13 protein-coding genes are annotated in these 15,121 nt (G+C 69.5%); all 13 read right to left on the bottom strand.

The features are described from left to right. Positions 1-240: 240 nt before the first annotated feature. The 13 genes from ACEXHE_RS09380 to ACEXHE_RS09440 all read right to left on the bottom strand — a co-directional run bounded on the left by ACEXHE_RS09380 (position 241) and on the right by ACEXHE_RS09440 (position 15,102). Positions 241-1,455 carry a 4-hydroxybenzoate 3-monooxygenase gene (locus ACEXHE_RS09380; protein WP_374785602.1) on the bottom strand — a complete coding sequence of 405 codons (1,215 nt, stop codon included), beginning with the start codon at positions 1,453-1,455 and terminating at the stop codon, positions 241-243. 133 nt (positions 1,456-1,588) lie between these two features. Continuing rightward, the gene (locus tag ACEXHE_RS09385; RefSeq protein ID WP_374785603.1) at positions 1,589-2,461 is read right to left on the bottom strand and encodes an IclR family transcriptional regulator; all 873 of its coding nucleotides are present in this window, start codon (positions 2,459-2,461) and stop codon (positions 1,589-1,591) included. 141 nt (positions 2,462-2,602) lie between these two features. Beyond that, positions 2,603-3,415, bottom strand: a complete 813-nt coding sequence (locus ACEXHE_RS09390; protein ID WP_091696016.1) for an ABC transporter ATP-binding protein — start codon at positions 3,413-3,415, stop codon at positions 2,603-2,605. 304 nt (positions 3,416-3,719) lie between these two features. Continuing rightward, positions 3,720-4,493 carry an ABC transporter permease gene (locus tag ACEXHE_RS09395; protein ID WP_374785604.1) on the bottom strand — a complete coding sequence of 258 codons (774 nt, stop codon included), beginning with the start codon at positions 4,491-4,493 and terminating at the stop codon, positions 3,720-3,722. Continuing rightward, positions 4,490-5,296 (bottom strand): ABC transporter permease, encoded by an 807-nt coding sequence (locus ACEXHE_RS09400; protein WP_374785637.1) that lies wholly within the window; start codon positions 5,294-5,296, stop codon positions 4,490-4,492. The genes ACEXHE_RS09395 and ACEXHE_RS09400 overlap by 4 nt, the downstream gene beginning before the upstream one ends. A 499-nt stretch (positions 5,297-5,795) precedes the next feature. After that, complete coding sequence (locus ACEXHE_RS09405; protein WP_374785605.1) at positions 5,796-6,818, bottom strand: ABC transporter substrate-binding protein; 1,023 nt, start codon at positions 6,816-6,818, stop codon at positions 5,796-5,798. A 249-nt stretch (positions 6,819-7,067) separates the two neighbouring features. Further along, a complete protein-coding gene (locus ACEXHE_RS09410) occupies positions 7,068-8,726 on the bottom strand; it encodes a dihydrolipoamide acetyltransferase family protein (protein ID WP_374785606.1) in 1,659 nt (552 codons plus the stop codon). A gap of 24 nt (positions 8,727-8,750) precedes the next feature. Beyond that, a complete protein-coding gene (locus ACEXHE_RS09415; protein ID WP_277245896.1) occupies positions 8,751-9,803 on the bottom strand; it encodes an alpha-ketoacid dehydrogenase subunit beta in 1,053 nt (350 codons plus the stop codon). Further along, complete coding sequence (locus ACEXHE_RS09420) at positions 9,800-11,026, bottom strand: thiamine pyrophosphate-dependent enzyme (RefSeq protein WP_374785607.1); 1,227 nt, start codon at positions 11,024-11,026, stop codon at positions 9,800-9,802. Before ACEXHE_RS09420 ends, ACEXHE_RS09415 begins: the two co-directional genes overlap by 4 nt. A 131-nt stretch (positions 11,027-11,157) precedes the next feature. Then, positions 11,158-12,249, bottom strand: a complete 1,092-nt coding sequence (locus ACEXHE_RS09425; protein ID WP_260062767.1) for a histidinol-phosphate transaminase — start codon at positions 12,247-12,249, stop codon at positions 11,158-11,160. 166 nt (positions 12,250-12,415) lie between these two features. Further along, a complete protein-coding gene (locus tag ACEXHE_RS09430) occupies positions 12,416-12,946 on the bottom strand; it encodes a hypothetical protein (protein ID WP_374785608.1) in 531 nt (176 codons plus the stop codon). 127 nt (positions 12,947-13,073) lie between these two features. Then, positions 13,074-14,813 carry a hypothetical protein gene (locus tag ACEXHE_RS09435; protein ID WP_374785609.1) on the bottom strand — a complete coding sequence of 580 codons (1,740 nt, stop codon included), beginning with the start codon at positions 14,811-14,813 and terminating at the stop codon, positions 13,074-13,076. Continuing rightward, entirely contained in the window at positions 14,746-15,102 is a 357-nt protein-coding gene (locus ACEXHE_RS09440) for a hypothetical protein (RefSeq protein WP_374785610.1), read from the bottom strand. The genes ACEXHE_RS09435 and ACEXHE_RS09440 overlap by 68 nt, the downstream gene beginning before the upstream one ends. Positions 15,103-15,121: the final 19 nt, after the last annotated feature.

Genomic DNA, 15,121 nt, shown 5'->3' on the forward strand with positions numbered 1-15,121 from the left:
GCGTTGATGGTCTCCTGGGAGTCCTGCGTCGCGGCGGGGTCCAGCACGTGGCTGTTGTTGAACGACTCATCGGCAGGTGCCTGACCGGACTGGTCGGCCGCGCCGGAGGACGACGGGACCGCGGTGGGTTCCTTGCTCACGGGCTGCTCCTTTCTGTGGGGAATCTGGGGGGCTGGGAGGTGGGGTGGCCAAGCGAGGTGCGTGGCCGTCGTCGGGAAGGTGGTCTGTGAGGTGGGCCCGTCAGGCGTGGGGCCAGCCGGTGTAGGACTCGGCCAGGTACTGCTGGCCGTAGCGCGAGGAGGTCACGGTCTCCAGCTCGCCCAGGGCCCGCTTGGTCTCGAACGGATTGGCGTCCTGGCGGGTGTGGAGCATGCTGGTCATCCAGTAGGAGAAGTTCTGCGCCTTCCAGACCCGCTTCAGCGCGGTGTCCGAGTAGGCGTCCAGCAGGTCCTTCGAGCCGGTGGAGACATAGGACTCGATCGCCTCGAACAGCACCTTGATGTCTGCGAACGCCAGGTTCAGCCCCTTGGCGCCGGTGGGCGGGACGGTGTGCGCGGCGTCGCCGGCCAGGAACATGTTGCCGTGGCGCATGGGCTCGCGCACGAAGGAGCGGAAGCCGAGGACGGTCTTGTCGAAGATGGGGCCGGTCTTGAGCTCGAACCCGTCCGGGCCGTCCACGCGCTTCTGCAGCTCGGACCAGATCCGATCGTCCGACCAGTCGTCCACGTTCTCGCCCGGATCACACTGGAAGTACATGCGCTGCACGGTCTCCGAGCGCTGCGAGATCAGCGCGAAGCCGTGCGGGGAGTTGGCGTAGATCAGCTCCGGGAAGGACTTGGGAGCCCCGGTCAGGATGCCGAACCAGGCGAAGGGGTACTCGATCTTGAAGTCCCGGTGGCCCTCGGCCTCGCCCACCGCGCGGCGGCAGAATGAGCGCGAGCCGTCCGCGCCCACCAGGATGTCGCAGTGCAGCTCCTGCAGCTGGTTCGGGTCCCCGCCTGCGGAGAGGTCATGGAAGCGGACCTTGGGGGTGTCCGTCTTCAGGTCCAGCACTTCCACGACCTCGCACTCGTAGCGCACGTCCCCGCCGTCCCGCTTCCGGGCGGCGGCCAGGTCCACGAAGACCTCGTTCTGCGCGTACAGGGTGACGGTGGCGTCCACCAGGTCCGGGAAGTCCAGCAGGTGGGACTCGCCGTTGAACCGCAGGTTGATGCCGGAGTGCTCATCACCTTCGGTCAGCACGCGGCCGTCCACGCCGGTCTCGGTGAGCATCGTCACCGCCTGCTGCTCCAGGATGCCCGCGCGGTGCGTGTTGGCGATGGTCTCGTGGTCCCGCTTCTCCAGCACCACGTTCTCGATCCCCTGCTGTGAGAGCAGGTGGGAGAGCAGCAGGCCAGCCGGGCCTCCGCCGACGATCCCCACCGTGGTGCGGGTGATGTTCTCCGGTGCGCTCATGCAGGACTCCTTCGTCGGCGGTGCGGGTCCCCCGGTCCGCACAGGACGTGCACGGACCTCACGGAACAGGGCGTTCTGCCCAGTGTGAGCGAGGTGACAGGTGCACGTCCCGGCCATTCTCACTCAGTGAGAATCATGCCTGCGGGAGGTGAGGGTACGGATGCGTGGCCGGCTGTGAGGCAAGCGCTCGAGAGATGCCCCGCGCGGCCGCCAGGAGCATGGGAGCCAGACCGGGTGCCAGGTCAGAATGGCGAGGCACGACGACGCCCAGTGCCGCTAGCATGGTCCCGTCGCCGCCCAGGATGGGCACGGCCACGCCGGTGGTCTCATCGTCCACCTGGCCGTCCAGCGCCGCATACCCGAGCCGACGCACCTCAGCGATCTGCTGCCGGAGCACCGCCGCGGTGGGGTTGAGCACTCCCCTGGCTGAGCCGACGTCGTGCCCTGTCCCCCAGACCAGAGGCTGGCCCAGCGCGTCCTGATGGGAGGCGAGGAACGCCTCCGTCACGTGGCGGCGCGCATGCGCCAGCAGCACCAGACCGAGCGCTGTGGTGAAGGTGGGCAGTCGGCCGGCCACGCTGGCCTGGTTGGCCACGGCACCGCGGGCGGAGAGGCGTTCGATGACCAGCACGCCGTCCTCGTCCAACACGGCGAGCTGGGTGTGCTGGCGCAGGACGGCCTGGACATCGTCCATGAACGGGCGGGCGGCATCCCGCAGGGAGGTGGTGGGCGCCGAGCGGGCGGCGAGTTCCCACAGGCGCAGCCCAGGCCCGACCGTCCCGTCCTCGTGCGGCTGGAGCAGCCCGGCACCGACGAGTCGGTCCACCCAGCGGTAGGCGGTGGGCAGGGGCAGGTTCGCGCGGCGGGCCAGTGCCGCCACGTGGAGCACCGGACGGTCGGTTTCGAAGGCGTCCAGGATCCGGATCAGCCGGTCCAGGGTGGAGTCATGTGAGGAGTGTGCGGGGTGCGCGGCGGGGGCCGCGGCACGGTCCTCAGGTGAGCTCATGCCTCGACCTTAGGCCAGTGCGGGGCGGGGCCGGACCAGCTCAGGACACGCGCCGATCCAGAAGCAGTGGCGACCATGGACTCCCATGGTCGCCACTGCTTCTGGATCAACAGAATGCCCCGGAGTGCCGGGTGGCTCGGGTCAGCCGCGGTGACCGGATCCGGCCTGGAGGCTGTCCTCGGGGCGGAAGCCCTTCTTGGCCAGCTGGATCTGCTCGTAGACGTGGTGGCGCAGCTCGGAGAACCGCTGCGAGGAGCGGGTCTCGAGCTGGTCGCGCTCGTCCGGCAGGTCCACCAGCACGTCCTGCTGGACCACGGTGGGCGAGGAGGACAGGATGATCACGCGCTGGCCCAGGTACACGGACTCATCGATGTCGTGGGTGACGAACAGCACCGAGACGCCCAGCTGCTTCCAGACCCGGCGCACCAGGTCCTCCAGGTCAGCACGGGTCTGGGCGTCCACGGCGGCGAAGGGCTCGTCCATCAGCAGCACCTCAGGCTGGTAGGCCACCGCACGAGCGATCGCCACGCGCTGCTGCATGCCGCCAGAGAGCTGCCAGGGGTAGGACTTGGGCACATGGGCCAGGCCGACGGCCTCCAGTGCGTTGTCCACGAGCTCGTCCCGCTTGGCCTTGTCCACACCCTGGTTCTTCAGGGGCAGCTCCACGTTGTCCCGCACCCGCATCCACGGGAACAGGGACCGGCCGTACTCCTGGAAGACCACGGCCATGGACTTGGGCGGACCGGTGACCTTCTTGCCATGCAGCATCACCTCACCGGAGGTCGGTGCCAGCAGTCCGGAGATGCACTTGAGCAGGGTGGTCTTGCCCGAACCCGAGGGGCCCACCAGGCAGGCCAGCTCGCCCTGGGGCAGGTCGAAGGTGAGGTTGCGGACGGCCTCGATGTCGCCGCCGTCGGTGTGGTAGACCTTCTTCAGATTCCGCACCGAGAGCATCGCCTCCCCGTCCGGCTGAGTGCGACCCACCGGCAGCAGGCCGTCGGCCGTCTCCTGGACGCTGCCCTGGTTCACCACCTCAGACTCCCCTGCCGGTGCGGCAGGGCGATCGGTGACCTGAGCACCCGAGGCGAGGGAGCCGCCGTCGGGCTGGCCGGTGGTGGAGGTGGCGGTCGAGGCGGTCAGGTCTGCGACCGAGGAGCCGGCGACGTGCTCGGAGGAGGCGCCGGGAGTGTTCTCCGTGCTCATGGAGGGGGTCCCTTCAGGGGTGGGGATGGAGGTCTGGTCAGGATGGGGGCTGGGCTCAGGCTGCATTCTCGATCTCCCTCAGTCCGTGGTACCAGCGCAGCACCACGCGCTCGACGGCCTGGAAGATGAACGACATGGTCACGCCGATCAGGCCCAGCACGACGATGCCGGACCACATCTCTGGGATGGCGAAGGAACGCTGGAACTGCACGATCGCGAAGCCCAGGCCCGAGGAGGAGGCGAACATCTCCGAGATCACCATCAGGATCAGGGCGATCGAGAGGGACTGGCGGATGCCGGCCATGATCTGGGGCATGGCCGAGGGCAGGATCAGGTAGCGGACCCGGTTGAACCCGGTGATCCCATAGGTGTGCGTGGTGTCGGCCAGAACCTCGTCCATGGAGCGCACGCCCTCGATGGTGTTCAGCAGGATCGGCCAGACCGCGCCGAAGATGATCACCGCGACCTTCATCTCATCGCCCACACCGACCAGCAGCATCAGCACCGGGATCAGCACGGTGGGAGGGATGGCCCGGAAGAACTCCATGGTCGGCTCCAGCAGGGCGCGCAGCCAGCGGATCGAGCCGATCAGCAGACCGCCGACGATCCCGATCAGGATCGAGCAGACGATGCCCACGGCCAGACGGCCCAGGGACGGGAAGACGTCCGTGGTCATCCGGTCCCAGGTCCAGGTCTCCCCAAAGGCCTCGGCCAGCACGGCCGGGGTGGGAACGAAGAAGTTCGGCTCACCGGTGGTGGCGAAGAACCAGATGCTCAGCAGGATCACCGGCAGAGCGACGACGTAGAGGAATCCCTTCAGGTACTTCACTTGGCGACCTCCGTCCGGACCGAGGAGTGCCAAGCCAGCACACGTCGCTCGATCACCCGCATGACCAGATTGATGATCACGCCCAGCAGGCCGGTGGCCAGCACCAGGGCGTACATGGCGGCCGTGGCACCGCCGGACTGGGCCTTGGCGATCTCATTGCCCAGACCCGGGGTGCCGATGATCAGCTGAGCGGTCACCGCCAGGATCAGCGCCACGGCCGCCGCCAGACGCACACCGGTCATCAGGTACGGCAACGTGGTGGGGAAGATGACATAGCGCAGCCGGGCGAACGGACCCAGACCGTAGGAACGGGCCGTGTTCATGGCCACGTTGTCCACATCAGCCACCCCGTACAGCACCTGGATCAGCACCTGCCAGAACGAGGCGTAGACGATCAGCATCAGCGAGGACTCGATCTTCACGCCGAACAGCAGCACCGCCAGCGGGATCAGCGCCACCGAGGGCACCGGCCGCATGAACTCGATCGTGGAGTTGGTGAACCGACGCAGGAAGGTGGAGGAGCCGATGATGAACCCCAGCACCGCGGCCAGCGAGACGGCGATCAGCATGCCCAGGGCCCAGGCGAGCATGGTGTCCCCCACGGCCTCCCAGAACGCGGTCAGTCCGAAGTTGCGGAACAGCGCGGCGATCGCCTCCGAGGCCGGCGGCATGAACCGCGCGTCCACGATGCCCAGCCGCGGCACCAGCTCCCAGGTCAGCAGGAACCCGAGGATGCCTGCCAAGCCCAGCAGCTTGATGCTCCAGCTGCGCCGGCCACGACGCCGGGCCATACCCGGACCCATGCCGGTGGCCCGACCCGTGGCTCCGGCCTGGGCCACCGAGGTGATCGGGGCATTGGCGTCAGGACGGGTGGGGATGTCAAGGGCGGCCACCGTGGCCGCGTCCGTGTGCCGCCGAGTGTCGCCACGGCGGCGAGCCGAACCGGACGAGGCCTCGAGGCGGTGCAGCCGCTCGACCTCCGTCTCTCGGTCCGGACCGCCAGGACCACGAGGGTCCGGCGCACCGGGGGTGGAAGTCTGGTCCGTCATCTGTGCTGACGCTCCGCTCGAGACTGGTGGGGATGACTGGGGAAGGATGCCCTGTGACGTGCACCACAGGGTGGAATTAGGCTAGTGCCTCAGGATCAATCATTCAAGAGATCAATCGTTCTGCGTCTCAATGATCTGACTCGTGGCTGCGGGCCCACGACCGGCCCGGCGGGCGCCCCGAGGAGAGATCCTCAGAACACCCGCCGAGACGCCGTCGGGAAGGAGAGCTGACCCTCCAGAGGTGATCCGTGGATCAGGGCAGCATCTCGGACATGTCCGGAGCCGTGCCGACCACGCCATACTCGGCGGCGGCGTCGGCCAGCTTCTGATCGGCTTCGACGTTGAACTCAGCCTTGAAGCGAGGCATGATCATCTTCTCGCGCGTCTCCTCGTCGATCTGGGTGTAGGTGCCCACGATCTCGCGCACACGGTCCGGGTTGGCCTGGGCGAACTCCAGAGACTCGTTCATGGCGTCAGTGAACTTCTGCACCAGCTCCGGATCCTGCTCGGCGGTCTGGGCGCTGGTGAAGTAGGCCGCGATGTCCAGCTCGGGATCCATGGCGGTGTGGTTGTAGGCCACCACGCGACCACCCTGATCCAGGACGGAGGTCAGGAAGGGCTCCAGCACCCATGCGGCGTCCACCTGGCCGGACTCGAGCGCGGCGGGGGCGTCCGGGAAGCCGATCTCCATGAACTCCACCGAGGACGGGTCACCGCCGTCGGCTTTGATGGCGTTCTTGATGGTGACGTCGCCGATGTTGGAGAGGTTGTTCACCGAGACGGTCTTGCCCTCCAGGTCCTTGGCGGACTGGATGGGAGAGTCGTCCTTGACCATGACGGCCCCGAAGTCCTCGTCACCGTCCGCGGCAGTCACGCCGTTGGCCACGACCTTCAGGTCGATGCCCTTGTCCTGGGCGACCATGATCGAGACGAGGTTGGAGAAGGCGAAGTCATAGTCCCCGGAGACCACTCCCGGGACGATCGCAGCACCCCCGGAGGCCGTCTGCAGCTCCAGGTCCAGGCCGTGCTTCTCGAAGATGCCCTCGTCCTCACCGAGCCAGATGGCCGCCGTGTCCACAATGGGGATCACGCCGACGTTGACGGTCTGCAGCTCGCCCTCGGCGGCGGCACCCGAGCCGGACTGCTCACCGGCCCCGCCGGAAGGTGAGCCGGATCCACAGGCCGCGGTGAAGGCGATGGCGGCCATGGCGGTGAGGCCCATGAAGGACCGGCGGGCGACGGTGCGGCGGGATGCGCGCGGGGTGATGCTGGTCATGACGACTCCTGAGACGATGCAGATGTGGGGGTGATCCACCCCACACTAGTTGACATCATCAACAATTGACCATACTCAGAACATCTGGGTCGAGACGCCGAGCGTCTCAATGCAGGGAAGCGCTGGTCGGCCGGCCCCGGGGCGGGCCGGACCACCTCAGGACCCACGTTGATCCAGAAGCAGTGGCGACCATGGACTCCCATGGTCGCCACTGCTTCTGGATCAACAGGATGCCCCGGAGTACCGGCATCACTCCAGCAGCAGCGCGGGCTCCTCCATGATCGCGGCCACGTCCGCCATGAACCGCGCGGAGAGGTCCCCGTCCACCACGCGGTGGTCGAACGAGCCGCCCAGGGTGGTGATCCAGCGCGGGATGACCTCGCCGGAGACCACCCACGGCTTCTGCTTGATGGTCCCGAACGCCACGATCGCCACCTCGCCCGGGTTGATGATGGGCGTGCCGATGTCGATCCCCAGGGCCCCGATGTTGGTGATGGAGATGGTGCCGTCGGCCATCTCCCGCGGCTGGGTCTTGCCGTCCCGGGCCCGCTTGGTCAGGGCGGTCAGCTCCACGGCCAGCTCACGCAGGGACAGCTCGTTGGCGTTCTTGATGTTCGGCACCAGCAGTCCCCGGGGCGTGGCGGCCGCGATCCCCAGGTTCATGTAGTGCTTGACCAGGATCTCCTCGTCCGTCCAGGTGGCGTTGACGTGCGGGTTCCGCGCGGCCGCCCAGATCACGGCCTTGGCCAGGATCAGCAGCGGGGTGACCTTGACTCCTTCGAAGTCCGGGTTCTTCTTCAGCCGCTGCACGAACTCCATAGTCCGGCTGGCGTCCACGTCCACGAAGATCGAGACGTGCGGGGCCTCCCGGTAGGACTGCGCCACGGCCGCGGCGGTGGCCCGGCGCACGCCCTTGACCTTGATCCGCTCGGTGCGGTGCTCGTTGTCCCCGCTGTCCGGCATCCAGAACCCACCGGACTGCTCGATGTACGTCTCTCGCTCCGCCAGGTAGTTCTCCACGTCCGTGCGGGTGATCTCCCCGTGCTGACCCGTGGCGCGCACCTGGGTCAGGTCCACGCCCAGCTCCTTGGCGATCCGGCGCACCGGCGGCTTGGCCAGCACCTTGGACCAGAGTCCGGCCACATCCTGCACGGCATTCCCGACGGCGGCCGGCAGCTTCCGGCCCCGGCCCACGGGAGCCTGGGGTGGGGTGGGTGCCGCGGGTGGGGTGGGTGCCGAGGGTGGGGTGAGCGCCGAGGGCTCAGCGGTGCCCTCCTCGTGCGTGGACGCGGGAGTCTGGGAGGCGGCCTCGCGTGCGGGTGCAGGCGCGGGCGCGGCGTCGCGCGCTGGTGCAGGGGTGGGCGCGGGCTCTGATGCGGTGCTTGTCGCGCTCGCACGTGGGGGCTGTGCCGCCGGGGCCGGACGGTTGGTGCGTGGCCGGCGCTTCACCGGGTCGGCCTTCGGACCGGAGCCCACCAGGGCGGCCTGCGTCTGCACCGGCTGCCCCGGCTGCGACGTGGAGCCGGCGTCCTGCTCTGCCTCACTCACCTGACCAGTCACCGAGGCGACCTGATCGCCCGAGGTGCCGGGCGTCGTCGGGGGCTCCGTGGTGGGGGCAGGCTCGCTGGAGCCGGCCTCATCCCCCGGCCCGCTCTCCCCCGCGCCGGCCTCTCCGTCCGTGGCGATCCCGATGATCGGCGTGCCGACCTCGACCGTCTCGCCCACCGGCACCATCAGTTCGCGCACCGTGCCCGCATACGGGCTGGGCAGCTCGACCAGGGACTTGGCGGTCTCGATCTCGCAGAGGACGTCGTTGACGGCCACCGGGTCCCCCACGGCGACCTTCCACTCGGTGATCTCGGCCTCGGTCAGGCCCTCGCCGACGTCGGGAAGGGTGAAGATCTCCATGGCGCTCTCTCGTCTCACTTCTCGTCAGTACGTGAACAGCCGGTCCACGGCGTCCAGGATCCGGTCCAGGTCCGGCAGGTAGTGCTCCTCCACACGGGAGGGCGGGTAGGGCAGGTGGAAGCCGCCGACGCGCAGGATCGGGGCCTCCAGGTGCAGGAACGAGCGCTCCATCAGCCGCGCGGCGATCTCCCCGCCGAGCCCGCCGAACGTGGGCGCCTCATGGGCGATCACCATGCGTCCAGTGCGCTCCACGGAGGCCTGCAGGGCGTCGAAGTCCACCGGGGAGAGCGAGCGCAGGTCGATCACCTCGAGGGACCGGCCATCCTCCTCAGCGGCCTGCGCGGCGGCCAGGGCCACCGGCACCAAGGGCCCCCACGCGACGACGGTCGCATCGCTTCCCTGCCGCACGGTCACCGCACGGAAGGGGCTGGGCTGGGCGTCTCCGGCGGCGGGGCTGGTGTCCACCTCGCCGCGCAGCCAGTACCGGCGCTTGGGCTCGAAGACGATCACGGGGTCCTGGCACTGGATGGCCTGACGGGTCATCCAGTAGGCGTCATGCGCGTTGGACGGGGTGATCACGCGCAGTCCGGGGGTGTGCGTGAACAGGGCCTCCGGCGACTCCGAGTGGTGCTCGATGGACCCGATGCCCCCGCCGTACGGGATGCGGATGGTCACCGGGACCTCGCGTGTGCCCTGGGTGCGGGCGCGCATCTTGGCCAGCTGCGTGGTGATCTGGTTGAACCCGGGGAAGACGAAGCCGTCGAACTGGATCTCCGCCACCGGGCGGTAGCCACGCATGGCCAGGCCGATCGAGGTGCCGATGATCCCGGACTCGGCCAGGGGCGAGTCCACCACACGGTCGGCGCCGAAGGTGGCCTTCAGTCCCTCCGTCACGCGGTACACCCCGCCCAGCGAACCGATGTCCTCGCCCATCAGCAGGACCTTTTCATCCGCGGCGAGCTCGTCGGCGAGCGCGCGGGTGATCGCCTTGGCGATCGTCAGGGTCTCGGTCTGCGGAACGGGCTGCTGGGCGCTCGAGGCGACGGGGCCGCCGTCGGGAATCTGGCTGGTGCTCATGCGGGTGCTCCCTCCGGGCCGTCCACGGGGACGGTGCTCTCGCCGCCGGCGACCTCCGGCGCGGTCTCCAGATCCGCGAACCCGGCCTGCCACTGGTGGTGCCAGGCCTGCTCCTCCTCGATCAGCGGGTGGGGCTCGGCGTAGGTGTGGGCGAAGACGTCGTCCAGGGTGCCGATGGTCTCCGGGGTCATGCCCAGCACGGCCTCGCGGGTCTGGGCGGCCAGCTGTTCAGCCTCTTCGTGGACCTCCGCGGCGAAGGCGTCGTCCAGCACACCGGTGGCGCGCAGGTGTGTCTCGAACCGGGTGAGCGGATCCAGGGCGGCGAAGGCCTGCTCCTCCTCGGCGGTGCGGTACTTGGTGGGGTCGTCCGCCGTGGTGTGGGCGCCCACGCGGTAGGTGTCCGCCTCGACCAGCACGGGGCCAGCTCCGGTGCGGGCCTGCTCGGCGGCCCAGGCGGTCACGGCGTAGACGGCCAGGGGGTCGTTGCCGTCCACGGTGACGCCCTCGAATCCGTAGCCGGCCGCACGGCGGGCCAGGGGGACGCGGGTCTGGGTGCTGGAGGGCACGGAGATCGCCCAGTGGTTGTTCTGGCAGAAGAAGACCACGGGCAGGTCGTAGCTGGCGGCGAACACCATGGACTCGTGGACATCGCCTTCCGAGGACGCGCCGTCCCCGTAGCAGGCCAGGGTGATCTGACCGTCCTGGGCGCGGCGGTCCTGGTCCCAGCCGGCCTGGTCGCGCGCGATGCCCCAGGCGTATCCGGTGGCGTGCAGGGTCTGGGCGGCCAGCACCAGGGTGTAGGGCTGGACACGGTGCTGCTCGGCGTCCCATCCGGCGTGGGCCGCCCCGCGGAAGAGCAGCAGCAGCTGGCGCGGGGTGACCCCGCGGGCCAGGGCCATCAGGTGTTCACGGTAGGTGGGGAAGATCCAGTCGTCCTGGTGCAGTGCGGCCAGGGCACCGGCCTGGGCACCCTCCTGACCGATCGCCGGCACCCACAGGGCCAGCTGCCCCTGCCGCTGCAGGGACGTGGCTTCACGGTCCAGCCGACGCTCGGTGACCATCCACCGGTACATCTGGCGCATCCGGTCCTCGGTCAGAGTGTCCAGGTACGGCAGGTAACGGGCGAAGCGCTCATCGCGCTGCAGCGACCCCTCGCGGTCCAGAAGGCTGACGGCACCCTCCGGCAGCTGGGCTGCGGGCGCACCGGGGCGCGGCTGTTCCACGTGGAGTCTCCTTCCGCACCGGCACAGGGGCCGCCGGCACGGGAACCAGACTAGACCCGCGGGGTGTTACCCCTCAGTAGAAGACGGCACGGTCCCGTGGGCCGAGACGTCCCGGCTCGGGCTGGCGCGGATCAGGCCCCAAACGCGCGGACCAGCTCCAGGAACCGGGTGTTGGCCTCCACCTCACCGATCGAGACCCGCACGCCCTCGGTGCCGAAGCCGCGTACGGACAGCGCCTGGCGTTCGGCCGCGGCCACGAACTCCGGGGTGCGCTCGCCCAGGGGCAGCCAGACGAAGTTGGCCTGGGTGTCCGGCACGTCCCACCCGGCGTCCTGCAGGCCCTGCACCACGCGCTCACGCTCGGAGACCACCTGGTCCACGCGCTCCATCACCTGGTCCAGGTGGTCCAGGGAGGCCACGGCCGAGCGCTCGGCCAGGCTGGACACGGCGAAGGGGGTGGCGATCACGCGCAGGTACTGGGTGATGTGGGGGTGGGAGACCGAGTAGCCCACCCGCAGGTTGGCCAGGCCGTGGGCCTTGGAGAAGGTCCGCAGCACCACGACGTTCTGGTGGCGGCGGTACATCTCGATCCCGTCCACGGCGCCCTCGTCCCGGATGAACTCCAGGTAGGCCTCGTCGATCACCACCAGCACATGCGGGGGCACCTGGGCCAAGAAGCCCTCCACCTCTTCGGTGGTCAGGATCGGCCCGGTGGGGTTGTTGGGGGTGCACAGCAGGATGACGCGGGTGCGGTCGTTGATGGCGGCGGCCATGGCCTGCAGGTCGTGCCGGAAGTCCTCGGTCAGCGGGACCTGCACGTCCTTCGCGCCGGAGGTGCGCACCACGATCGGGTAGGCCTCGAACGAGCGCCACGGGAAGATGACCTCGTCCTGGGTGCCGTCCGGGCGGGCGCCGGCGAAGGTGTTGATGATCTGGGTCAGCGCGCCCAGGGAGCCGGCCCCGGTGACGATGTCCGCGGCAGGCACGTCCAGGTGTTCGGCCAGGCGTTCACGCAGCATCGTGGCCAGCGGGTCCGGGTAGCGGCTGATCGCATCGAACTCGGCGATCGTCTCGCGCACGGCAGGGACAGGGCCGTAGGGATTCTCATTGGAGGCCAGCTTGTAGGCCACCAGGCCCTCGACGGCGGCCGGCGGCTTGCCTGCGGCGTAGGCGGGCAGGGTGTCCAGGACCGGGCGGGGGCTGATGCTGACGGGCTCGTTCATGATTCCAGAGCCTAGTCCCGGGCTGTGCGCGGGGGCAGTCCCGGGCCGGATGCCCGACACTCCGTCAGGCAGCGCCACCCGAGCGCGCAGGTCGTCTCACGCGCATGCCCGTGACGGACAGCCGGTCCGGTCTCCCGGTGGGGAGCTCCGGACCGGCCGGAATGGATCACTGCTGGGCGAGGGCATCATCCAGGGTGACGGAGGCGTCCACGATCTGACCGGTCCACGGGTCGGTGACCGAATAGACGATGCAGTGCTGGGACTGGTCGGACGCGTTGCGCAGCTCGGTGGCGGTCAGCGGCACATCGACCTCGTCCAGGTACTCCTCGGTCTGGGCACGGCAGGCGGCCTCGGTGTCCGGGGCGTCCTCATCGGCCGGATCGGACTCCGGCACCGACCACAGGTACTCGGCCGTGTGCTCGCCCTCGCAGTCCACCTTCTGGAAGGAGGCGACGTTGCGGATGCCGGGGCCGGCGGTGAGGCAGTCCCCGGGCTCGAAGGAGACGGGCTGGGCCTCGGTCTCTGCGGTGGACTCCTCGGTGGCCGAGCCTGAGGCCTGGGTCGAGGACGAAGCTGCGGTGGGCTGCTCGGTGCCGTCCTGGTCAGACCCTCCGCTGCACCCGGTCAGGGCCAACAGGGCGACGGCACTGAGGGCGGCGGCGCGGACGGAGATCCCGCGGAAGGCGGCGGATGACATGACGATCAGCTCCTGAGGTGTGGGGTGCGCTCGGCGATCCCGCCGGGCCGCCGGTCAGTCTAACCACGCGCCGCCGGCCGCACAGACCCGTGGTGATCTGTCCCACAGGCGCTCATCGTGCGCCCTGTCAGCGAGCCAGAGAGAGGACCCGCGCGGCTCGATCCGCCACATCGCTGTCGCGATCCTGCAGCAGCGCCACGGCCTGCTCGAGGCGCTCCAACCGCGGTTCAGCCTGGCCACGCAGCCGCTGGCCGATGGTCAGGTTGCCCAGGTCCTCGGTATCGCACCAGGCCGAGGCCAGGGCCCGCTCGTAGAGTCTCTGCTCCGCCTCCTGCGGAGAGCCGGCGGGCCCGGCACCCAGGACGGCCACGCGGTCCAGTCGGGTGCGGTCGAGCTCCAGCAGCAGCTGTCCCAGTTCCCGGCGCACGGTCCGCAGACGACGGCCAGAGCGGCTCAACGAGCCGATGCCGCGCAGCCCCCAGGCGAAGGACGCGAACGACTCCACGAGGGCGACCAGGGCCAGGATCAGCACGGTCAGCATCAGGGTCAGCAGCAGCCGGAGGCTCTCCTCGCTGAGGTCCTCCACCAGGTCCGCTGGATCGGTCTGCAGGTCTCGAGCGACATCGGCGAGCGCGCTGGCCACCCGCCCGTCCAGCGAGACCGCCTCCACTCCGGTCAGCAACCCCGGATTCCCACCGCTGAAGGCGTGCCCTCCGACCAGTGGTCGCGGCAGCTGGGTGTCCATCATGGACCGACGCCCGTCCTCCCAGACCAGGATCGGCACGATCACCTGCCCCGTCAGCAGCTCCCCGGTGTCAGGGTCGATCCGCTCGGGGAACTCAGCACGGATGCGTTGCGCTCCCTCGATCACCGAGTGGACCTCCGCATGCACCACGTCTCCTGGGTGCAGCTCCCCGTCGACCGGCTCGGGAGTGACATAGGCCTCCGCAGCGCGGACGGCGACGACCACGTCCAGCTGCTCCGGGAAGCTGCCGTCGATCCGGTCCAGCACCCGCTCAGGGCTGATGCCCAGGTTCGGGCCATCCACCACCAGACTGCGGATGGCCTCCCGTCCCTGCAGGTCCCAGGATTGATGGGGCGGTGCCCGTTCAGCCCACGCGCCGGCCAGCGTCTGCGCGATCACCAGGCTCAGCAGGGTGGCCGCCAGCCATCCGCGTCCGGTCAGTCGGAGGCCCTGCACCCCAGCCTCTCCGCCGCTGCGCAGCGTGCCGGCCGCCGTCACGGTGCCCGAGTCACGCTGGCCTCTCCACCACTGCCCACCGCCGCGCGTCGCGGGTGAATCCCCGGTGTCAGAACGAACGGCACTCGACGTCGGGGCGGACATCGCGCCCTCCGGCTCTCCCAGCAGAGCGGTCGTCACGGCCTGGGTCTGAGCCAGAGCGCGCCCGGCTCCTCCGTCCTGGCGGAGCGTCAGGCCCAGACCGTTCCGCAGCTGGGTGTCACTCGATGTGTGACTCGGTTCTCGTTCTGCCGTGCGGCCGAGCGGGAATCGTTCGAGGTCGGATCTGATGCTTCGTGCGACTCCCGTGAGCCGACGCTCGGCCCGGTCCCAATCGCTCCGACCTGAGGCACTGATGCCGGGCGCATCGGACGGGGCGTCCTTCTGGACCACGGCCAGCAGGGCGAGGACCGCCTCGTCCAACTCGTCCAGTCGACCGGGTTGGACCGTTCCTGGCGGCGCCGTGCGCAGGCGCGCCTGCAGGCTCCTCGCCGCCGTGACGAGAGGGTCGGCCACTCGGTCCAAGACGCCCTGCCCTGTCCGGGAACCGGTGAGCACCTCACCGGCGGCCAGGAGTGCCTCGGTCTGCTCGGCCAGCAGTCGGGCCTGCGCCGTGAATCCCGGCACATCCCGAGCCGCGGTGCTCCAGGCCTGGCGTTCGGTGGAGGCCAGGCCGCTGAGCCGTGGTGAAGTACTGGTCCGTCACGCGAAGGGTGACCTGTTCCCAGGACCGCACAGGGGCATCGGCCGTGGCAGCGTCCACGGTGGCCTGGGTGATCTGCCAGGGAAGGCCCTCGTCCACGGTGATCTGCACCGTGTGCTGCGGCTGAGCCGTCAGGGTGACATAGCCCCAGATGCCGAGCAGAGAGGACAGCAGCAACGTCCCCAGGGCCGTCCAGCCCACGGACGTGGTCATCCGTCGCCCCACCAGCCAC

It is taken from the genome of Micrococcus sp. IITD107 (genome assembly GCF_041927415.1).
GTDB classification, from domain to species: Bacteria; Actinomycetota; Actinomycetes; order Actinomycetales; family Micrococcaceae; genus Citricoccus; species Citricoccus terreus.